Here is a 21259-nt window from a genome sequence, read left to right as displayed (position 1 = left end):
CTGGACCGCGTATGTCTACGCATCCCGCCCCCGCCCTCGGCGCCCTCGCCCCCCGTCTGACCGAGCTGTCGCTGCGCGATGCGCACCGGCTCGGGCGCAGGCTCGAAGGTGCGCGCAAGATCCGCAAGCCGGAGGCGCGGGCCGCCGTGCTCGCCGAGATCGAGGCCGAGGTCGTACAGGCCGAGGAACGGATGGGGACGCGGCGTGCCCGCGTCCCCGCCGTCACCTATCCCGAGCAACTGCCGGTCAGCCAGAAGAAGGACGACATCGCGGCCGCCATCCGTGATCACCAGGTCGTCATCGTGGCCGGTGAGACCGGGTCCGGCAAGACCACGCAGATCCCGAAGATCTGCATGGAGCTGGGGCGCGGGGTGCGCGGGATGATCGGGCACACCCAGCCCCGCCGGATCGCCGCGCGCACCGTGGCCGAGCGGGTCGCGGAGGAGCTCAGGACCCCGCTCGGCGAGGCCGTCGGCTGGAAGGTGCGGTTCACCGACCAGGTGAACCCGGACGCCACCTTCGTCAAGCTGATGACGGACGGCATCCTGCTCGCGGAGATCCAGACCGACCGCGAGCTGCGCGCCTACGACACGATCATCATCGACGAGGCCCACGAGCGGTCCCTCAACATCGACTTCCTCCTGGGCTACCTCGCCCAGCTGCTCCCCCGCCGCCCCGACCTCAAGGTCGTCATCACCTCGGCGACCATCGACCCCGAGCGGTTCTCCCGGCACTTCGGGGACGCCCCGATCATCGAGGTCAGCGGGCGGACGTACCCGGTGGAGGTGCGGTACCGGCCGCTCCTGGAGGAGGATTCCGAGGACGTCGACCGGGATCAGATCACCGCGATCTGCGACGCCGTCGAGGAGCTGATGGGCGAGGGGCAGGGGGACATCCTCGTCTTCCTCTCCGGCGAGCGGGAGATCCGGGACACCGCGGACGCCCTGGAGAAGAAGAGATACCGGTTCACCGAGGTCCTCCCCCTCTACGCCCGGCTGTCCCACGCCGAGCAGCACCGCGTCTTCCAGGCGCACACCGGGCGCAGGATCGTGCTGGCGACGAACGTCGCCGAGACCTCCCTCACCGTCCCCGGAATCAAGTACGTCATCGATCCCGGCTTCGCCCGCATCAGCCGCTACAGCCACCGCACCAAGGTGCAGCGGCTGCCCATCGAGCCGATCTCGCAGGCCAGCGCCAACCAGCGCAAGGGCCGCTGCGGACGCACCAGCGACGGCATCTGCATCCGGCTGTACAGCGAGGACGACTTCGAGGCCCGCCCGGAGTTCACGGACGCGGAGATCCTGCGCACCAACCTGGCCTCCGTCATCCTGCAGATGACCGCGGCCGGCCTCGGCGACATCGAGAAGTTCCCGTTCATCGACCCGCCGGACCACCGCAACATCCGCGACGGCGTGCAGCTGCTGCAGGAGCTGAACGCGCTGGACCCGGCCGAGAAGGACCCGCGCAAGCGGCTCACCCAGACCGGCCGCAAGCTCGCCCAGCTGCCGGTCGACCCGCGCCTGGCCCGTATGGTCCTGGAGGCCGACAAGAACGGCTGCGCACGCGAGGTCATGGTCATAGCCGCCGCGCTGTCCATCCAGGACCCGCGTGAGCGCCCGGCCGACAAACAGGCGCAGGCCGACCAGCAGCACGCTCGCTTCCGGGACGAGACCAGCGACTTCCTCGCCTACCTGAACCTGTGGCGGTACGTGCGGGAGCAGCAGCGCGAGCGGGGCTCGTCCTCGTTCCGCCGCATGTGCAAGCAGGAGTACCTCAACTTCCTGCGCATCCGCGAGTGGCAGGACATCTACACCCAGCTGCGCACGGTCGCCAAGCAGATGGGCATCCACCTCAACGAACAGGACGCCGCCGGCGACAGCGTCCACGTCTCTCTCCTCGCCGGCCTTCTCTCCCACGTCGGGATGAAGGACGTGAAGGACGGCAACAAGAACGAGTACCTGGGCGCCCGCAACGCCAAGTTCGCGATCTTCCCGGGTTCGGCGCTGTTCAAGAAGCAGCCGCGGTTCGTGATGTCGGCGGAGCTGGTGGAGACGAGCCGGCTGTGGGCCCGCGTCAACGCGAAGATCGAACCCGAGTGGGTCGAGCCCCTCGCCGGCCATCTGCTGAAGCGGACGTACAGCGAGCCGCACTGGGAGAAGGACCAGGCGGCGGTGATGGCGTACGAGAAGGTCACGCTGTACGGCGTGCCGATCGTCGCCCAGCGGAAGGTCAACTACGGCCGCATCGACCCGGAGACGAGCCGCGAGCTTTTCATTCGCAACGCGCTCGTGGAGGGCGACTGGCGCACGCACCACAAGTTCTACGCCGACAACCGCAAGCTCCTCAGCGAGGTCGAGGAGTTGGAGCACCGGGCCCGGCGGCGGGACATCGTGGTCGACGACGACACCCTGTTCGACTTCTACGACCAGCGGGTGCCCGAGCACGTGGTGTCCGGCGCGCACTTCGACTCCTGGTGGAAGCGCAAGCGGCACGAGCAGCCCGATTTCCTGGACTTCGAGCGGGAGATGCTCATCCGGGAGTCGGCTGAGGCGGTCACCAAGGCCGACTATCCGGACTCCTGGCGGCAGGGGCAGCTGAAGTTCCGGGTCACCTACCAGTTCGAGCCGGGTGCGGACGCGGACGGCGTGACCGTCCACATCCCCCTCCAGGTGCTCAACCAGGTCACCGACGAGGGCTTCGACTGGCAGATCCCCGGCCTGCGGGAGGAGATCGTCACCGAGCTGATCCGCTCCCTGCCGAAGCCGATCCGCCGCAACTACGTGCCGGCGCCGAACTTCGCCAAGCGGTTCCTGGAGCAGGCGGCGCCCTCTCAGGAGCCGATCACGGTCGCCATGAGCCGCGAGCTCAAGCGGATGGTCGGCGTGCCCTTCGAGGCCGAGGACTTCGACTGGTCGAAGGTCCCGGACCATCTGAAGATCACGTTCCGGATCGTCGACGAGCGGCGGCGCAAGCTCGCCGAGGACAAGGACCTTCAGGCGCTGAAGCTCCGGCTGAAGCCGAAGGCGCGCCAGGCCCTCTCCCAGGCCGCCGCGGCCACCGCCGAGCGGCAGGGCGGCGAGTCCCTGGAGCGGTCGGGGCTGACGGACTGGACGATCGGCGCGCTGACCCCCGTCTTCGAGACCCGCCGCGCCGGGCAGCCGGTGAAGGCGTATCCGGCGCTGGTCGACGACGGCCCGGCGAAGAACACCGTCTCCGTACGACTGTTCGACACGGAGGCGGAGCAGGCGGAGGCGATGTGGAAGGGCACGCGCCGCCTCATCCTGCGGTCCATCCCGGTCAATCCGGCGAAGTTCGCGTCCGAGAAGATGACGAACGCTCAAAAGCTCGCGCTGTCGGCGAATCCGCACGGTTCGATCCAGGCGCTGTTCGACGACTGCGCGATGGCGGCCGCGGACAAGCTGATCGGCGACTTCGGCGGTCCGGCGTGGGACGAGGAGTCGTACCGGAAGCTGTACGACAAGGTGCGCGCCGAGATCGTGGACACGACCGTGCGGGCGGTGGGGCAGGTGCAGCAGGTGCTGGCCGCCTGGCAGGCCTGCGAGCGCCGGCTGAAGGGCGTGCGCAGCCCCGCGCTGCTCCAGAACCTGGCGGACGTGCGCAAGCAGTTGGACGCGCTCGTACGGCCCGGGTTCGTGACGCAGACGGGTCTGCGCCGGCTGCCGGACCTGATGCGGTATCTCATCGCCGCGGACCGGCGGCTGCAGCAGATGCCGACCAACGTCCAGCGGGACACCACCCGCATGGAGAAGGTCCACGAGATGCAGGACGAGTACGCCTGGCTGCTGGAGCAGCTGCCCGAGGGCCGGCCGGTGCCGTCCTCGGTCCTGGACATCCGCTGGATGATCGAGGAGCTCCGGGTCAGCTATTTCGCCCACGCGTTGGGCACGGCGTACCCCGTCTCGGACAAGCGGATCGTGAAGGCGATCGACGCCGCCGCGCCGTGACAGGCACTGCACGGAGGGTGAGTTCGACCAGGCGGGCCACCCTCCTGTAGAGTCTCGTCTCGCAGCACGGCGCAGCGGGAAGGCGCCGCAAAGCCTGGTCCTGTGGAGCAGTTTGGAGTGCTCGCCACCCTGTCAAGGTGGAGGCCGCGGGTTCAAATCCCGTCAGGACCGCACAGATCGAAAAGAGCCCGGGTCTTCGGACCCGGGCTCTTTTCGCGTGCCCGTGGCGCCCCGTACGCGCCGAGCCCTTGACGGCGTCACGTTCCCTCGGTACCCCGGAGTTCAGGACACCGCCGTCGGCGTGGTCCCGCTGGAGGTGACGTATGGCGGCATCGGCCGGGCACGAGACGCGGGCGCTGCTCCGCGCGCACCTGTCGGCCGCGTCGTCCTACCGCCACCTCACCCGCCACTGCCCCATCTGCCACCGCCTCCTGCGCCTCGCCGAGAGCGACCACAGGGAAGAGGATCGGGAGAGCCAAGAGCCCCGGGGAGCTTGCGCCTTCGAGGGCCGCGAGTCAGAGGCGGTCCCGGCAGACCGGCCCGACCGGCAAGCCGACGGACCTCCGGAGGCCGGCGGGAGCCGGCAGGCCCGCCAGACGGAACCACCGCGCGAAGCCGGGGACGCTCACGTCCCCCAGCAGCCCACTCGAACGTCCGAACGACCGCCGGAACCACAGCCGGACCGCCGTCAGCCCGGAGTGCCACCCAAAACCCCTCCGAGCCCCCGAGCCGGGCCTCCACGAGACGGCCGGCCACAACTCCGGGCCGAGCCGCCACCCGCGGCCGCGCCACAGCCCAGCCCGGCCGAGCCGCCACACGGAGTCCCTGCGAGCAGCTGGCCCGAACTGTCGTACGGGGCCCCGCGGCCGCGCCACGCCGAACAACGGAACGAGCCCCAGCAACCCCGCCGAGCCGAACCCCCGCACGGCCCCTCACCGAGCCCCCCGGCCGAACCACCACGAGCGGCCCCGCCGCAGAGCCGCCAGGGCGAGTCGCCACGAGCGGCTCCGCCGCAGCCCCGCCGAGCCGCATCACCGCCCGAGGCCCCGCCGGAGCGTCCCCGAGCCGGGCAGTCGTGAGGGATCGCGCAAGCCCACCTTCCCTGGCCGCCCCCGCTGGGCACCCCCGCCGGGACTCCCGGGCCACCCCGGAGCACCGGGGCAGACACCACCACCCCGTACAACAAGCGCTTCCACTAGCGCACTTGGGATGACGCGTTCAAGGTCGACAGCATGTGACGGGTGTCACCGCATGAGTTTCCGAAACGCCGGTTCTTACCAGTCTCCTACAACCAGTCAATTTAATATGTGCAATTGCACTACCTTGAAGGGCCACCCGCGCAACCCTCCACGAACCTTCCCAGAGACTCCCCAGACTCCGACAAGGCCGCTCACCGCCCTGCCGAAAGCACCGCTCACACCGCCGCCCGCCCCACCCCGCCCGGCCCGAAGAACCCCACCGAGCCCCCGTAACCCACCCATGAGCACCGGCGAGTGGCGGGCCGGAGAGCAAAAAAGAATCGCGCTGGACCCGGCGGAGTCCAGCGCGATCGACGACGCACCGTGTGGGCGACGGGCCTGTTGGGGCAGGACCCGCGTCGTTTGGAGCTAGGGTTCAGGCACCTCGACAGATTGGGGGACCTGCCGTTTTGCCCGGTTATTGAGTTGTTCAGGCCTCGCTGCGCTGCTGCGGGATGCCCGCCAGCAGGGCGCGGACCTCCGCCTCGCGGTAACGGCGATGCCCGCCGAGCGTGCGGATCGACGTGAGCTTGCCGGCCTTCGCCCACCGCGTGACCGTCTTCGGGTCCACGCGGAACATGGTGGCGACCTCAGCCGGGGTCAGCAGCGGCTCAGCATCAGGGGTGCGAGCGGTCATGAGCGGCCTCCTCGGGAGAACCGAACCTTCTCGGTTCTTTCCTCTAAATTCTGCACCTTGACCCGCGTTGCCCGAAATGGCGGACGCGAGTCGAGTCGGTTATAGGACGAACGGCTTGTCCTCGGCACTACAACTACACCATCTGTCCAGCCGCGTCGGCCAAACCGATGGAATTGCCCCCCAGGTGTTCATCGGCGACGGAAGCCGATGGACCATGCCATAGCGGACAGTCACGCCGGTGTGACGATCAGTCACATGGCGATCAGGAGTCACCAGACCCCCCAAAGCGTGCAATGCTGAGATTCCCCCCACAATGGAGCACACGTGGACGGACGGAGTCCTCCCCGGACTCCTTGTCCTATTTTGGCACGAGGAGGGGCAAGCGACGCAAGGGCCCCGTACGTGCGGTCCGTCACCCTTGAGACATAAGCCCGGATCGGGATCTACGTCCCGTCCGTTCCGTGAAGTTCGGTTGACCGTACGCTGATCGCCCGCTTATGGCCGTGACCCACGTCACCCAACGGACAGATCACAGGAAAAGGGCACGCCACCGCCGCTGCCGCGCTGCCGCCGCCCCCGCTCTTGCCGCCCCGTCAGTTCGCGGAGCGCCGGTCCCGCACCGACCGCCACCGCTCGACGAGCCTGCCGTAGGCCTCGCCCGCCGCCGCGCCGTCCCCCTCGCGCAGGGCGTCGACGCCGGCGGCCACGTCCGCCGCCGAGTGGTCGTCCTCCAGCTCGCCGGCCGGCAGCGCGTGGACCAGCCCGCCGTAGTCCAGCTCGACCAGCGAGCGCGGGTGGAACTCCTCCAGCCAGCGCCCCACGTCCACCAGGCCCTCGATCAGCGGCCCCTCGTCGAGGGCGTCCTTCAGCGCGCGCAGAGACCGGGCGACGCGCCGGCGGGCCTGGACCATCGGCGTGCGGTAGCGCAGCACCGGGGCGAGCCCGGCGGTGCCCTTGTCGTACTCGCGCTCCTCGTCGGAGACGAGGGCGAACCAGTTCAGCGGGACCTGCCAGGTCGCGGTGCGGATCCAGGGGCGGGCGTCGGGGTTGCGGGTCAGCCAGCGTTCGTAGTCCTGCGTGGCCTGGAGCCGGACCACCGGGGGCAGGACCGCGTCCAGCACCGGCCCGGGCAGTTCGTCGCCCAGTTCGCCCAGGGCCTGCCAGCCGCGCAGCCGGGTGCGCCAGGGGCACACGCACACCACGCCCTCCACCTCCAGCACGAAGGCGTCCCCGCTCTCCTGCACCGGCACCGCGATCGGCGGGGTGGCCAGCAGGTCGGCCAGCGAGCGGCGCAGTTCGTCCTGGTAGGAGGGCCGGTCGGTACGGCGGGCATAGCGCTCCCAGTGGCCGCGCTCCGGCTCGGGGAAGGCGGCCAGCGGCTCGTACACGCGCAGATAGGCCGCGTACGGGACGGTCACCGAGGACACCTGAGGCACGCCTCCTTCCCTCCCCGTCAGACCGGCCGGGAAACCTTCCGGGCCGGCCTGGCGGGCAGGCCGGAAACATGGAAATCGTCCCGCGTCCTTACTCCGGGAGAAGGGGATCGCCGCCCCGCGGGAAAGTGATCGCGCACAGCAGGCGATCAGCGGACCGTCCAGGCTCTACGCTCATCCCACGGGCCCCGCCACCTCTACGGGGCCCCCGCCCCCACCCGCCGCTAGTTACCCAGGAGTCACCACAGTGACCGACGTATCCGGCGCGCATGCTGATGTACTGCACACCCTGTTCCACTCGGACCAGGGGGGTCATGAGCAAGTCGTGCTCTGTCAGGACCGCGCGAGCGGCCTCAAGGCCGCCATCGCCCTCCACTCCACCGCGCTGGGCCCCGCCCTCGGCGGCACCCGCTTCTATCCCTACGCGACCGAGGCCGAGGCCGTCGCCGACGCGCTGAACCTCGCGCGGGGGATGTCGTACAAGAACGCCATGGCCGGGCTCGACCACGGCGGCGGCAAGGCCGTGATCATCGGCGACCCCGACACGATCAAGACCGAAGAGCTGCTGCTGGCGTACGGCCGGTTCGTGGCCTCGCTCGGTGGGCGGTACGTGACCGCCTGTGACGTCGGCACCTACGTCGCCGACATGGACGTCGTGGCGCGCGAGTGCCGCTGGACGACCGGACGCTCCCCGGAGAACGGCGGCGCGGGCGACTCCTCCGTCCTGACCGCGTTCGGCGTCTACCAGGGCATGCGGGCGAGCGCCCAGCACCTGTGGGGCGACCCCACCCTGCGCGGCCGCCGGGTCGGCGTCGCCGGCGTCGGCAAGGTCGGCCACCACCTGGTGCGGCACCTGCGCGACGAGGGCGCGGAGGTCGTCGTCACGGACGTGCGCGAGGACGCCGTACGCCGGATCCTCGACCGGCATCCGCAGGGCGTGACGGCCGTCGCGGACACCGAGGAGCTGATCCGCGTCGAGGGCCTGGACATCTACGCGCCCTGCGCCCTCGGCGGGGCGCTCGACGACACCTCCGTCCCGGTGCTCACGGCCAAGGTGGTCTGCGGCGCGGCCAACAACCAGCTCGCCCACCCCGGCGTCGAGAAGGACCTCGCCGACCGCGGGATCCTCTACGCACCGGACTACGTGGTGAACGCCGGCGGGGTCATCCAGGTCGCCGACGAGCTGCACGGGTTCGACTTCGACCGGTGCAAGGCGAAGGCCGCGAAGATCTACGACACCACGCTCGCAATCTTCGCACGTGCGAAGGAAGACGGGATTCCGCCGGCCGCGGCGGCCGACCGGATCGCCGAGCAGCGGATGCACGAGGCGGCCCGGGCGCGCGGCCGCTGAGCCGGGCGACCGGGCGGACGAGGGGCCGGGCGAGCCCGGCGGCCGACCGGAGCGTACGGTTTCGCTGGGACCGCGGGGCCGCTCCGGAGGCTTTCGCCGGTACCGCCGGGCGGAAAGTTGGAGAGAACTCTCACTCTTCCCGGCGGGTCGGCCGCGGATAAGTGGTTAAAATCGCCACTGACCAGCGAGGACGGGGCGCCTCGAAGGCTCTGTGCACACGCGCGTGCCACGGGCGACGTACCGTATGGGTGCGGGCTCAGGTACCGTGGAAGCCCTACGGACCGGCCTCTCTGCGGAGAGTCCGTTCCGGATCATGAACGCGTGTCAAGACTCTGGGGCCGTCGAGCCCCGTCGTTGAGGGGGTCGAGCCATGGGGCGCGGCCGGGCCAAGGCCAAGCAAGCGAAGGTCGCCCGCCAGCTGAAGTACAACAGCGGCGGGACGGATCTCTCACGCCTGGCCGAAGAGCTGGGCGCATCGCCATCGAACATGCCGCCGAATGGTGAGCCGTTCGAGGACGATGAGCAGGACGACGACCCGTACGCCCGGTACGCCGAGCTGTACGGGGACGACGACGATGGCGAGGACGAGGAGTCCCCGCACCAACACCGTCGCGGCGCTTGACCCTGCATCAGTGCACTCACCCGGTCGGTGACTTCGGTCACCGACCGGGTCTTGCGCTGCGCGCGGGGCCCGGCGCCCGCAGGCGTCAGACCGCGTAGTCCCCGACGAGCTCCGCCCCCGTGGGGTGCTCGCCGCGCTCGGTGATCTCGCCGGCGACCCAGGCGTCGACCCCGCGGTCGGCCAGCGTCGCCAGGGCCACGTCGGTGGAGTCCGCCGGAACCACGGCGATCATGCCCACGCCCATGTTCAGCGTCTTCTCCAGCTCCAGCCGCTCGACCCGGCCGGTCCTGCCGACGAGGTCGAACACCGGGGCGGGCGTCCAGGTGGAGCGGTCGACGACGGCGTGCAGCCCGTCCGGGACGACCCGGGCGAGGTTGGCCGCCAGGCCGCCGCCGGTGATGTGCGAGAAGGCGTGGACGTCGGTGGTGCGGGTGAGCGCCAGGCAGTCGAGCGAGTAGATCTTCGTCGGCACCAGGAGCTCCTCGCCCAGGGTGCGGCCGAACTCCTCGACGTGCGCGTCGAGGGAGAGGCCGGCCTGCTCCAGCAGGACGTGCCGGACGAGGGAGTACCCGTTGGAGTGAAGGCCGGAGGCCGCCATGGCGATCACCGTGTCACCCGTGCGGATGCGGTCGGGGCCCAGCAGGCGGTCGGCCTCCACGACGCCCGTACCGGCCCCGGCGACGTCGAAGTCGTCCTCTCCGAGCAGGCCCGGGTGCTCGGCCGTCTCACCGCCCACCAGGGCGCAGCCGGCCAGCACACAGCCCTCGGCGATGCCCTTGACGATGGCGGCGACCCGCTCGGGGTGGACCTTGCCGACGCAGATGTAGTCGGTCATGAACAGCGGCTCCGCGCCGCACACCACGATGTCGTCCATCACCATGGCGACCAGGTCGTGGCCGATGGTGTCGTAGACGCCGAGCCGGCGCGCGACGTCCACCTTGGTGCCGACGCCGTCCGTGGCGGAGGCGAGCAGCGGGCGCTCGTAGCGCTTGAGGGCGGAGGCGTCGAAGAGGCCGGCGAAGCCGCCGAGGCCGCCGAGGACCTCGGGGCGCTGCGTCTTCTTCACCCACTCCTTCATCAGCTCCACGGCGCGGTCGCCCGCGTCGATGTCGACGCCCGCGGCTGCGTAGCTGGCGCCGCCCTCGGCGATGGGGGTCTCAGACATGGCTAGGAGAACCTTCGTGTCGTACGGCGGGTGTTACGGACCGTCTACGGGCGGCGGATCGCGTCGGCGGCGGCCGTGGCGGCGGGGCCGGCGGCCAGCTCCGTCTCCAGCAGCTGCTTGCCGAGCAGCTCGGGGTCCGGGAGTTCCATCGGGTACTCGCCGTCGAAGCAGGCGCGGCACAGGTTCGGCTTGGCGATGGTGGTCGCCTCGATCATGCCGTCGATGGAGATGTACGCCAGGGAGTCGGCGCCGAGCGAGGTGCCGATCTCGTCGATGGTCATGCCGTTGGCGATGAGCTCCGCGCGCGTGGCGAAGTCGATGCCGAAGAAGCAGGGCCACTTCACCGGCGGCGAGGAGATCCGGATGTGGACCTCGGCGGCGCCCGCCTCGCGCAGCATGCGGACCAGGGCCCGCTGGGTGTTGCCGCGCACGATGGAGTCGTCGACGACGACCAGGCGCTTGCCCTTGATGACTTCCTTCAGCGGGTTCAGCTTCAGGCGGATGCCCAGCTGCCGGATGGTCTGCGAGGGCTGGATGAAGGTCCGGCCGACGTAGGCGTTCTTGACCAGGCCCGAGCCGAAGGGGATCCCGGAGGCCTCCGCGTAGCCGATGGCGGCCGGGGTGCCGGACTCCGGGGTCGCTATCACCAGGTCGGCCTCGGCCGGCGCCTCCTTGGCGAGCTTGCGGCCCATCTCCACGCGGGAGAGGTACACGTTGCGGCCGGCGATGTCGGTGTCCGGGCGGGCCAGGTACACGTACTCGAAGACGCAGCCCTTGGGCTTCGCTTCCGCGAATCGGGAGGTGCGCAGACCGTTCTCGTCGATCGCCACGAACTCGCCCGGCTCTATCTCGCGGACGAAGCTGGCGCCCGTGATGTCGAGGGCGGCGGTCTCGGAGGCGACGACCCAGCCGCGCTCCAGCCGGCCGAGGACCAGCGGGCGGATGCCCTGCGGGTCGCGGCCCGCGTAGAGGGTGTGCTCGTCCATGAAGACGAGGGAGAAGGCGCCGCGGACCTTCGGCAGGACCGCGTGGGCGGCCTCCTCGATGGTCAGGGGCTTGCCGTCCTCGTCGACCTGGGCCGCGAGGAGCGCGGTGAGCAGGTCGGTGTCGTTGGTGGCCGCCACACGCTGGGTGCGCCCCTCCTGCTTGGGCAGGTCGGCGACCATCTCGGCGAGCTGGGCGGTGTTGACGAGATTGCCGTTGTGGCCGAGCGCGATCGATCCGTGCGCGGTGGCGCGGAACGTCGGCTGGGCGTTCTCCCACACGGAGGCACCGGTGGTCGAGTAGCGGGCGTGTCCGACCGCGATGTGACCCTGGAGCGAACCGAGCGAGGTCTCGTCGAAGACCTGGGACACGAGGCCCATGTCCTTGAAGACGAGGATCTGGGAGCCGTTGCTTACCGCGATTCCCGCGGATTCCTGACCCCGATGCTGGAGGGCGTAGAGCCCGAAGTAAGTGAGCTTGGCGACCTCTTCACCCGGAGCCCAGACACCGAAGACGCCGCAAGCGTCCTGGGGGCCTTTCTCGCCGGGGAGCAGATCATGACTGAGTCGACCGTCACCACGTGGCACGACATCGAGTGTAGGCGAGGTCGTCCACTGGTCCGAATTGGGGATACTCGCCGGTAACTCGATCTTGAGCTGCCCCGGCCTCCTCCCACGGGCGCGTTTACGCAGGTCAGCTCCGTGTTTCGCTGCTTCGTCAAGGTTCCGGGAGCGCTCCCGCGACACCCGTCCCGGAGCCCTCCTCAAGGGTGCGAGTGAGGTGTCGCACACCGATCGGCGGGTGTCAGGACATCAGCGGCAGCAGCGGGGCGAGGTCGGCGCGCTCGCCGCTCGCGCTCACCTTCGCCCCGGCGACCGCGTCCGCCCAGGCGAGTCGTCCGGTCGCCAGCCGGATCCAGGTCAGCGGGTCGGTCTCGACGACGTTGGGCGGGGTCCCCCGGGTGTGCCTGGGCCCCTCGACGCACTGCACGACGGCGAACGGCGGCACGCGCACCTCGGTCGCTCCGCCGGGGGCCCTGACCGCGAGGGCGTCGGCGAGGAGCCGGGTGGCGGCGGCGAGGGCCTGGCGGTCGTAGGGGACGTCCAGACCCGGGACGGCGGCGTTGAGGTCGTCGGTGTGGACGACGAGTTCGACGGCGCGCGTGACCAGGTAGTCGCCGAGCGGCATGGCCCCGACCGCGGTCTGCAGCAGCCTGTCACCGGGCTGGGCGTCGAGCTGCTCGGCGAGCTGCCGGGCCACGCCGGTGAGGTGGACGTCCGGGTCGGGGGTGCGCTCGGCGAGCGCGCGGGCGGACTCGTCCATGGCCGCGGCGTTCGCGGCGGTGGCGAACGGCCAGTCGAGGACCGTGGCGTCCTGTCGTGTCGGCTCCGGGAGATCGAGGGCCCGGCCGACGGCCGTGAGGGCTGTCCCGACGTGCGCGACCAGCGCCCGCACGTTCCATCCGTCCAGCCGTGTGGGGAGGGCCAGTTGCTCGGGGGTGAGCCGGCGGACGGCCAGATGGACGTGCCCGAGCTGGCCGAGGACGGCCGCGCGGATCCTGGCGGGGTCGTAGCTCCTGGTGCGCTTCTTCGCCGGGGACATGCCCATGAGCCTATGCGGCGGCCCACCCCGGGACGGACGAAGGCCCCGCCCGCCGAGAACCGTCTCGGACGGGCGGGGCCTTCGGCGTCGTACGACGGCTCAGCAGGCCGTGCGGCTCCTACGCCAGCAGCGCCGGGATGGTCTCCTCGTGCGCCGTGCGCAGTTCGGCCAGGGAGAGCGCGAACTCGCCCTGGACGTCCACGGTGTCCCCGTCGACCACGCCGATGCGGGTGGCCGGCAGACCCCGGGCGCCGCACATGTCGTTGAAGCGGAGCTCCTCCGAGCGCGGGACGGCGACGACCGCGCGGCCGGCCGACTCCGAGAACAGGAAGGTGAACGCGTCCAGCCCGTCCGGGACGATCAGTCGCGCGCCCTTGCCGCCGAGCAGCGCCGACTCGACGACCGCCTGGATCAGACCGCCGTCGGACAGGTCGTGCGCGGAGTCGATCATGCCGTCGCGGGAGGCGGAGATCAGGATCTCGGCGAGGAGCCGCTCCCGCTCCAGGTCCACCTTGGGCGGCAGACCGCCGAGGTGGTCGTGGACGACCTGGGACCAGGCCGAGCCGCCGAACTCCTCGCGGGTGTCGCCGAGGAGGTAGAGCAGCTGGCCCTCCTCCTGGAAGGCGACCGGGGTGCGGCGGGCCACGTCGTCGATGACGCCGAGGACGGCCACGACCGGGGTCGGGTGGATGGCGACCTCGCCCGTCTGGTTGTAGAGCGAGACGTTGCCGCCGGTCACCGGGGTGCCGAGCTGCTGACAGGCGTCGGCGAGACCGCGGATGGCCTCCGCGAACTGCCACATGACGGCCGGGTCCTCGGGCGAGCCGAAGTTCAGGCAGTCGGAGACGGCGAGCGGCTTGGCGCCGGTGGTGGCGACGTTGCGGTACGCCTCGGCGAGGGCCAGCTGGGCGCCGTGGTACGGGTCCAGCTTGGCGTAGCGGCCGTTGCCGTCGGTGGCGATGGCGACGCCGAGGCCGGTCTCCTCGTCGATGCGGATCATGCCGGAGTCCTCGGGCTGGGCGAGGACGGTGTTGCCCTGCACGAAGTGGTCGTACTGGGAGGTGATCCACTGCTTGGAGGCCTGGTTGGGGGATCCCACCAGCTTCAGGACCTGCTCCCGCAGCTCCTCGGACGTCTCCGGCCGGGGCAGCTTGTTCGCGTCGTCGGCCTGCAGGGCGTCCTGCCAGTCCGGGCGGGCGTAGGGGCGCTCGTAGACCGGGCCGTCGTGGGCGACCGTGCGCGGGTCGACGTCGACGATCTTGCCGCCGTGCCAGTAGATCTCCAGGCGGTCGCCGTCGGTCACCTCACCGATGACGGTGGCGATGACGTCCCACTTGTCGCAGATCGCGAGGAAGCGGTCGACCTTCTCCGGCTCGACCACCGCGCACATGCGTTCCTGCGACTCGCTCATGAGGATCTCCTCGGGCGAGAGCGTGGAGTCGCGCAGCGGTACGTCGTCCAGGGTGACGCGCATGCCGCCGGAGCCGTTGGAGGCCAGCTCGGAGGTGGCGCAGGACAGGCCCGCCGCGCCGAGGTCCTGGATGCCGACGACGAGCTTCTCGGCGAAGGCCTCCAGGGTGCACTCGATGAGGAGCTTCTCCTGGAAGGGGTCGCCGACCTGGACCGCGGGACGCTTCGACGGCTTGGCGTCGTCGAAGGTCTCGGACGCCAGGATCGACGCGCCGCCGATGCCGTCGCCGCCGGTCCGGGCCCCGTACAGGATGACCTTGTTGCCCGCGCCGGACGCCTTCGCGAGGTGGATGTCCTCGTGCCGCATGACGCCGATGGCGCCGGCGTTGACCAGCGGGTTGCCCTGGTAGCAGGCGTCGAAGACGACCTCGCCGCCGATGTTGGGCAGGCCCAGGCAGTTGCCGTAGCCGCCGATGCCGGCGACGACGCCCGGCAGGACGCGCTTGGTGTCGGGGTGGTCGGCCGCGCCGAAGCGCAGCGGGTCGACGACGGCGACCGGGCGGGCGCCCATCGCGATGATGTCGCGCACGATGCCGCCCACACCGGTGGCCGCGCCCTGGTAGGGCTCGACGTAGGAGGGGTGGTTGTGCGACTCCACCTTGAAGGTGACCGCGTAGCCCTGGCCGACGTCGACGACGCCGGCGTTCTCACCGATGCCGACGAGGAGGGCGTCGCTCTGCGGGGCCTTCTCACCGAACTGGCGCAGGTGGACCTTGGAGGACTTGTACGAGCAGTGCTCGGACCACATGACGGAGTACATGGCGAGCTCGGCGCCGGTCGGGCGGCGGCCGAGGATCTCCACCACCCGCTCGTACTCGTCCTTCTTCAGGCCGAGTTCGGCCCAGGGCAGCTCGACGTCGGGGGTCGCGGCCGCGTGCTCGACCGTGTCCAGAGGCGTCCGGCTCATGCGTTGACCAGCTTCTTGAGGATCGAGGTGAAGAACGGGAGTCCGTCGGTGCGGCCGGAGCCGATGAGGGGCTCGACGGCGTGCTCCGGGTGCGGCATGAGGCCCACGACGTTGCCGGCCTCGTTGGCGATGCCGGCGATGTCGCGGAGCGAGCCGTTGGGGTTGAAGTCCCTGTAGCGGAACGCGACCCGGCCCTCGGCCTCCAGCTTGTCGAGGGTGTACTCGTCGGCGACGTACCGGCCGTCCATGTTCTTCAGCGGGATGTGGATCTCCTGGCCGGCCGTGTAGTCGGCGGTCCAGGCGGTGTCCGCGTTCTCCACCCGCAGCTTCTGGTCACGGCAGATGAAGTGGAGGTGGTCGTTGCCGAGCATCGCGCCCGGGAGGAGGTGGGCCTCGGTGAGGATCTGGAAGCCGTTGCAGATGCCGAGGACCGGCAGCCCGGCCTTGGCCTGCTCGATGAGGGGCTCCATCACCGGCGAGAAGCGCGCGATGGCGCCGGCGCGCAGATAGTCGCCGTAGGAGAAGCCCCCGCACAGCACCACGGCGTCGACCTGGTGGAGGTTCTTGTCCTTGTGCCACAGAGCGACCGGTTCGGCGCCCGCGAGGCGGATCGCGCGCTGGGTGTCCCGGTCGTCGAGGCTGCCCGGGAAAGTGACGACGCCAATACGAGCGGTCACTTCGCGGCCTCCGCGACTTCCTCCACCTTGACGGTGAAGTCCTCGATCACGGTGTTGGCGAGGAAGGATTCCGCAAGATCATGGATGCGGGCGAGCGCGGCCTCGTCGACCGGGCCGTCAACTTCCAGTTCGAATCGCTTTCCCTGACGTACGTCGGAGATCCCCTCGAAACCGAGCCGCGGCAGTGCGCGCTGCACCGCCTGGCCCTGGGGGTCGAGGATCTCCGGCTTGAGCATGACGTCGACTACGACGCGTGCCACTGGCACTCCCGGTGTTGTGGTGCTGAGCAGGTGCCCGCAGATGTCTCCAACAGGTGTCTTCAGACTACCCGTACAAAATTTCTACGCGAGTAGAGTTGTAGGAAGCTACGTGACAGCCATCACGATCCGGTACCGGAAGGGGGCGTACGCGAAAAGTTACGGGAAAGATCCCCGATGAACCCCGGATACCTATTGCACTCGGACACGCGGACAGATTTAGTCGAGCTTCACATTGCATTGCCGCGCACTGTACAAATGAATTAGAAATAGCCGAGACTCGGCACGTCGCAGGCAGCTGAGCTGTATGCCGTGCCGAACGAAGGGACCGATATTCGTGGCGCAGAAGGTCGTGGTCACTCTCTTTGACGACATCGACGGCTCGGAAGCGGCGGAAACGATCGCCTTCGGACTCGACGGCAAGTCGTACGAGATCGACCTGAATGAAGCCAATGCCAGGAAACTGCGCAAGGCGCTCGCGCCCTACGTGGAGGCCGGCCGCAAGCGGTCCAGGTCCGGCAAGGCGTACCGGCAGACCGAGGTCGCCCCGGACCCGGCGGCGGTCCGGGCCTGGGCCCAGGCCAACAAGCTGGAGGTCCCCGCCCGCGGACGGATCCCGAAGAAGGTCTACGAGGCGTTCGCCGACGCCCGCTGAACCGCCCGCGCCCGCCCCGCGCCGGCATCCCCCCGGTGTCCTCAGCGGGCCCCGGGGGCAACCGACTTGCGCTACCCCCCACATGGTCGGCTAATGTCTGGAGCACGCCGCCGGGCAGGGCCGAAAAGCCCAGCTCACGGAGGCCACGCGGGTGTAGTTCAGTAGTAGAACATCCCCCTTCCAGGGGGAAGGCGCAGTGTGCGATCCCTGTCACCCGCTCTGCATCACCGTCCCGATCACGCTGTTCGATCGGGTAGGATGGTGCTCGCACCGATCGGTGAGAGCCGATCGGAGGCAATGCGGACGTAGCTCAGTTGGTAGAGCGCAACCTTGCCAAGGTTGAGGTCGCGAGTTCGAACCTCGTCGTCCGCTCGGGAATCAGACCCCGGTCCATCGGACCGGGGTCTTTTCGTGTGCCTTCACCGTGCTGTGCGATCACTCCCCGCCCGTCGCCTTCTGACATTTGTCATACGGAGTGGTGACAGCGCGCACTGCCGACGGCGTCCGCCCGCCGGGACGCTGAAGGCATGGAAGCCAGGGACACGAAAGAGCACGTGATCGAGGTCACCGACCTCCGGCGTGTGTACGGGGGCGGGTTCGAGGCGGTCCGCGGGATCTCCTTCCACGTCGGCCGCGGCGAGGTCTTCGCGCTGCTGGGCACGAACGGGGCCGGGAAGACCTCGACGGTCGAACTGCTGGAGGGGCTGACGCGGCCCGACGGCGGGCGGGTGCGGGTCCTCGGACATGACCCCCACGCCGACCGCGCCGCCGTACGGCCGCGCACCGGGGTGATGCTGCAGGAAGGCGGCTTCCCCTCGGAGCTGACCGTCAGGGAGACCGCGCGGATGTGGGCGGGCTGCGTCAGCGGCGCCCGCCCGGTCGACGAGGCGCTGGGCCTCGTAGGACTCGCCGGGAAGGCCGGCGTACGGGTGAAGCAGCTGTCCGGCGGTGAGCGGCGCCGGCTCGACCTGGCGCTCGCGCTGCTCGGCGAGCCGGAGGTGCTGTTCCTCGACGAGCCGACCACCGGCCTGGACGCCGAGGGCCGCCGCGACACCTGGAACCTGGTCCGCTCGCTGCGCGACGCCGGGACGACGGTGCTGCTGACCACGCACTACCTGGAGGAGGCGGAGGGTCTCGCCGACCGGCTGGCCATCCTGCACCAGGGGCGCATCGCGGCCGCCGGCACACCCGCCGAGGTGACCGCCGCCCAGCCGTCCCGGATCTCCTTCCGGCTGCCCGAGGGGTACTTCCTCGGCGACCTGCCGCCGCTGGGCGAGCTGGGCGTGTGCGGCCACGAGGTCGACGACCGGGTCGTACGGCTGCGGACACGGGAGTTGCAGCGGGCGGCCACCGGGTTGTTGGTCTGGGCCGAACGGGCCGGGGTCGAGCTGCGGGGGCTGGACGTGCGGTCGGCGTCGCTGGAGGAGGCGTTCCTCGGGATCGCCCGGGACGCGGCGGCCGCGGCGGGGTCAACGGGCGCGTCCGGTACGGCGGGTGCGGTGGAGACGTCTTCGGAGCGGGAGGTCGCGGCATGAGCGGCGCCATGGTCAAGGGTTCGGACACGGCGGCGAGCGGGGCGCGCCGGGGGGCGGTGACCACGTCGGCCGGTCGGATGACGGCTCTCGGCCGCGCCGAACTGTCCCTGCTCGGACGGAGCAGGGCCACGCTCCTCACGGGCGTGCTGGTGCCGCTCGCCCTGCCGTTCAGCCTGCAGCCGCTCCTCGAGGACATGGACATCGAGGACGCCGGGCTCACCGTCGGGCTCGTGCTGCTGCCCGCCGCGATCGGGTTCTCGCTGCTGTTCGGCGTCTACGCGGCGCTCACCGCGATCTACACCGCCCGGCGCGAGGAACTCGTGCTGAAGCGGCTGCGCACCGGTGAGCTGCGGGACGCCGAGGTCGTCGCCGGATCGGCGCTGCCGGTGGTGGTCCTGGGGCTGGTCCAGTGTCTGGTGATGGCCGTCGGCTGCGTCGCCTTCCTCGGCGTCCCCGCACCCGAGTCGCCCCAACTGGTCGTACCGGGCGTGCTGTTGGGCCTGGTGATGTGTGCGGCGCTGGCGGCTCTCACGTCGAGCGTGACCCGTACCGTGGAGAGCGCCCAGGTCACCACCCTGCCGTTCCTGCTGCTCTCGATGGCGGCCTCCGGCGTCAGCGTGCCCCTGGAGATGCTGCCCGACCGGGCCGCCTCCTTCCTCGAACTGCTGCCGCTCACCCCGGTCATCACCCTCGTTCGCAACGGCTGGAGCGGTGACCTGTCGGCGTACGAGGCGCTGGGCTGCCTGGCGACCGCGCTGGCCTGGACCGTGCTGGCGGTGTTTGCTGTACGGCGGTGGTTCCGGTGGGAGCCCCGGCGCTGACGGGCCGGGGGGACGGGGGAGTCGTGGGGATGGGCAAGGCCGGCGGCTGGTGGCGGCGCAAGAGCACGCCCGCGAAGGTGGAGACGTACACGCGGTGGACGTTCCACTTCTTCGCACTGGGCGAACTCAGCACGGCCGCCCTGCCGTTCGGCGGCGGCCTGTGGACCGGGGCCGCGCTGTGGCTGCCGGTCCTGGTCGTCGGACACTCCGTGCTCTGCGCGGTGATGGCCTCGCGGGCGCTGGACTGGACGCGTGGACGCCGCTCCCGGCCCGTCCGGCTGATGTGGGCGCTCGCCGCCGCCACGGCGGCGGTCGGCGTCCTGGCGGGGTGGATCGCCGAGCACAGCGGGGGTCACGACGGCATCGAGTCCGCCGCCGGCGGGGTCTACGGAGTCACCCTGGTCTTCGCCGCGGGCAACTCCACGCTGGGCGTGCGCGGCCGGCGGCACGTGAGCGCGGTCGTCGTCGGCTACAGCCTGGGCAGCGGGGCCCTGATGCTCGTCTTCGGCACACCCGTGCCGGACATCCTCGTCTCGACGGTGGCGCTGCTGCTCGGCGCCGCGTTCCTCGCCGCCACCTTCGTCTTCTCCGTCTGGCTCCTGGACGCCGTGTACGAGCTCGACGAGGCCCGCGAGACCCGGGCCCGGCTCGCCGTCGCCGAGGAGCGGCTGCGGTTCGGGCGGGACCTGCACGACGTGATGGGACGGAACCTGGCCGTGATCGCGCTGAAGAGCGAGCTGGCGGTGCAGCTGGCCCGGCGGGGGCGGCCGGAGGCCGTGGAGCAGATGATCGAGGTGCAGCGGATCGCGCAGGAGTCGCAGCGGGAGGTGCGGGACGTCGTACGGGGCTACCGGGAGGCCGACCTCGAGGTCGAACTGAGCGGTGCGCACGGGGTGTTGACAGCTGCCGGGATCGACTGCGAGGTGCGCGGAGAGGCGGCGGGACTGCCCGCCGAGGTGCAGTCGGCGCTCGGCTGGGTGGTGCGGGAGACCACCACCAACGTGCTGCGGCACGGCGACGCCGCGCGGTGTTCGGTGGAACTACGGGTGACTGAGGGGCTTGTGGTGCTGACGGTGGAGAACGACGGGGTGGGCGGGGCGGGTTCCGGCGGCGTTGGGAGCCGGGGCGGCCGGGCGGGTTCCGGCGAGGGCGGCAACGGCGGGAGCCGGGGTGGCGGATCGGGGCTCGCCGGGCTGCGGGAGCGGCTGCGGCTGGTCGACGGGACGCTGGAGGCGGGATTCGCCCAGGCCGGGACGTTCCGGGTGGTGGCCGAGGTGCCGCTGAGCGGGACCGCCGCGCTGAGCGAGGTCGCCCCGTGACGATGCGGGTGCTGCTCGCCGACGACGAGCATCTGATCCGGGGCGCGCTGGCCGCGCTCCTGTCGCTGGAGGACGACCTCGTGATCGTCGCCGAGGCGGCCACCGGCCCGGAGGCGCTGGCGATGGCGCGGGCGCACCGGCCGGACCTCGCCGTCCTGGACCTGCAGATGCCGGGCGCGGACGGTGTGAAGGTCGCCACATCGCTGCGGGCCGAGCTGCCCGACTGCCGGGTGCTGATCGTCACCAGCCACGGCCGGCCGGGACATCTGAAGCGGGCGCTCGCGGCGGGTGTGCGCGGGTTCGTCCCGAAGACGGTGAGCGCGCAGCGCCTCGCGGAGATCATCCGGACCGTGCATGCCGGGAACCGGTACGTCGACCCCGAGTTGGCCGCCGACGCGATCGCCTCCGGGGACTCGCCGCTGACCGCGCGGGAGACGGAGGTGCTGGAACTCGCCGCCGACGGCGCGCCCGTGGCGGAGATCGCGGAGCGGGCGGCGCTGTCGCCGGGGACCGTGCGGAACTACCTCTCGTCGGCCGTGTCCAAGCTGGGGGCGGAGAACCGGCACGCGGCGGTGCGTCTCGCACGAGAGCGCGGTTGGGTATAGTTGCTCTCGCGCCACG

17 protein-coding genes and 3 tRNA genes are annotated in these 21259 nt (G+C 70.8%); 12 read left to right on the top strand and 8 right to left on the bottom strand.

From position 1 onward, the window contains the following. The first annotated feature begins 11 nt into the window (after positions 1-11). The 3 genes from hrpA (at position 12) to ACIOC0_RS10360 (ending at position 5044) form a co-directional block, all read left to right on the top strand. Positions 12-3965, top strand: coding sequence for an ATP-dependent RNA helicase HrpA (gene hrpA / locus ACIOC0_RS10370; RefSeq protein WP_402154302.1), 3954 nt, complete (start codon positions 12-14; stop codon positions 3963-3965). 96 nt (positions 3966-4061) lie between these two features. Then, positions 4062-4136 (top strand) — tRNA-Asp (locus ACIOC0_RS10365). A gap of 152 nt (positions 4137-4288) precedes the next feature. Continuing rightward, positions 4289-5044, top strand: coding sequence for a DUF6274 family protein (locus ACIOC0_RS10360; RefSeq protein WP_402154300.1), 756 nt, complete (start codon positions 4289-4291; stop codon positions 5042-5044). A gap of 589 nt (positions 5045-5633) precedes the next feature. On the opposite strand, the gene bldC is transcribed toward ACIOC0_RS10360, so the two are convergent. Both bldC and ACIOC0_RS10350 read right to left on the bottom strand, forming a co-directional pair. Further along, positions 5634-5840, bottom strand: a complete 207-nt coding sequence (gene bldC, locus ACIOC0_RS10355) for a developmental transcriptional regulator BldC (protein WP_003949541.1) — start codon at positions 5838-5840, stop codon at positions 5634-5636. Between the two features lie 593 nt (positions 5841-6433). Further along, on the bottom strand, positions 6434-7276 hold the full coding sequence (locus ACIOC0_RS10350) for a hypothetical protein (RefSeq protein ID WP_402154298.1): 843 nt from the start codon (positions 7274-7276) through the stop codon (positions 6434-6436). A 244-nt stretch (positions 7277-7520) separates the two neighbouring features. On the opposite strand from ACIOC0_RS10350, the gene ACIOC0_RS10345 reads away from it, so the two are divergent. Beyond that, entirely contained in the window at positions 7521-8624 is a 1104-nt protein-coding gene (locus ACIOC0_RS10345) for a Leu/Phe/Val dehydrogenase (protein ID WP_402154296.1), read from the top strand. Between the two features lie 370 nt (positions 8625-8994). Next, positions 8995-9246: a DUF3073 domain-containing protein gene (locus tag ACIOC0_RS10340; RefSeq protein ID WP_130439428.1), complete on the top strand. Its 252-nt coding sequence runs from the start codon at positions 8995-8997 to the stop codon at positions 9244-9246. Between the two features lie 85 nt (positions 9247-9331). Here ACIOC0_RS10340 and purM read toward each other — a convergent pair whose 3' ends face one another. The 6 genes from purM to purS all read right to left on the bottom strand — a co-directional run bounded on the left by purM (position 9332) and on the right by purS (position 16311). Next, a complete protein-coding gene (purM, locus tag ACIOC0_RS10335) occupies positions 9332-10411 on the bottom strand; it encodes a phosphoribosylformylglycinamidine cyclo-ligase (protein ID WP_402154294.1) in 1080 nt (359 codons plus the stop codon). 44 nt (positions 10412-10455) lie between these two features. Further along, on the bottom strand, positions 10456-11982 hold the full coding sequence (gene purF, locus ACIOC0_RS10330) for an amidophosphoribosyltransferase (RefSeq protein WP_130439424.1): 1527 nt from the start codon (positions 11980-11982) through the stop codon (positions 10456-10458). A 217-nt stretch (positions 11983-12199) separates the two neighbouring features. Continuing rightward, positions 12200-12997, bottom strand: coding sequence for a sterol carrier family protein (locus tag ACIOC0_RS10325; RefSeq protein WP_402154292.1), 798 nt, complete (start codon positions 12995-12997; stop codon positions 12200-12202). Positions 12998-13115: 118 nt separating this feature from the next. After that, positions 13116-15374, bottom strand: coding sequence for a phosphoribosylformylglycinamidine synthase subunit PurL (gene purL, locus ACIOC0_RS10320; protein WP_352251251.1), 2259 nt, complete (start codon positions 15372-15374; stop codon positions 13116-13118). Then, positions 15371-16051: a phosphoribosylformylglycinamidine synthase subunit PurQ gene (gene purQ, locus ACIOC0_RS10315; RefSeq protein WP_352251250.1), complete on the bottom strand. Its 681-nt coding sequence runs from the start codon at positions 16049-16051 to the stop codon at positions 15371-15373. Before purQ ends, purL begins: the two co-directional genes overlap by 4 nt. After that, positions 16048-16311: a phosphoribosylformylglycinamidine synthase subunit PurS gene (gene purS, locus ACIOC0_RS10310; protein WP_015659417.1), complete on the bottom strand. Its 264-nt coding sequence runs from the start codon at positions 16309-16311 to the stop codon at positions 16048-16050. Before purS ends, purQ begins: the two co-directional genes overlap by 4 nt. A gap of 334 nt (positions 16312-16645) precedes the next feature. Here purS and ACIOC0_RS10305 point away from each other — a divergent pair, with 334 nt between their 5' ends. The 7 genes from ACIOC0_RS10305 to ACIOC0_RS10275 all read left to right on the top strand — a co-directional run bounded on the left by ACIOC0_RS10305 (position 16646) and on the right by ACIOC0_RS10275 (position 21243). Further along, complete coding sequence (locus tag ACIOC0_RS10305; protein ID WP_130439416.1) at positions 16646-16963, top strand: Lsr2 family protein; 318 nt, start codon at positions 16646-16648, stop codon at positions 16961-16963. Positions 16964-17110: 147 nt separating this feature from the next. Continuing rightward, a tRNA-Gly gene (locus ACIOC0_RS10300) sits at positions 17111-17182 on the top strand. Positions 17183-17262: 80 nt separating this feature from the next. After that, positions 17263-17335: transfer RNA gene (locus ACIOC0_RS10295), tRNA-Gly, on the top strand. A 155-nt stretch (positions 17336-17490) separates the two neighbouring features. Continuing rightward, positions 17491-18498: an ABC transporter ATP-binding protein gene (locus tag ACIOC0_RS10290; protein WP_402154289.1), complete on the top strand. Its 1008-nt coding sequence runs from the start codon at positions 17491-17493 to the stop codon at positions 18496-18498. Further along, on the top strand, positions 18495-19319 hold the full coding sequence (locus ACIOC0_RS10285) for an ABC transporter permease (protein WP_402154287.1): 825 nt from the start codon (positions 18495-18497) through the stop codon (positions 19317-19319). Before ACIOC0_RS10290 ends, ACIOC0_RS10285 begins: the two co-directional genes overlap by 4 nt. Before the next feature lie 29 nt (positions 19320-19348). After that, positions 19349-20638 (top strand): sensor histidine kinase, encoded by a 1290-nt coding sequence (locus tag ACIOC0_RS10280; RefSeq protein ID WP_402154285.1) that lies wholly within the window; start codon positions 19349-19351, stop codon positions 20636-20638. A gap of 2 nt (positions 20639-20640) precedes the next feature. Continuing rightward, positions 20641-21243: a response regulator transcription factor gene (locus ACIOC0_RS10275; protein WP_351094487.1), complete on the top strand. Its 603-nt coding sequence runs from the start codon at positions 20641-20643 to the stop codon at positions 21241-21243. The last annotated feature ends 16 nt before the right edge of the window (positions 21244-21259 follow it).

Source organism: Streptomyces sp. NPDC088254, assembly GCF_044740925.1.
GTDB lineage: Bacteria > Actinomycetota > Actinomycetes > Streptomycetales > Streptomycetaceae > Streptomyces.
Note: the sequence above shows the minus strand (reverse complement) of the source record. Positions and strands in the feature narration are given on the sequence as shown.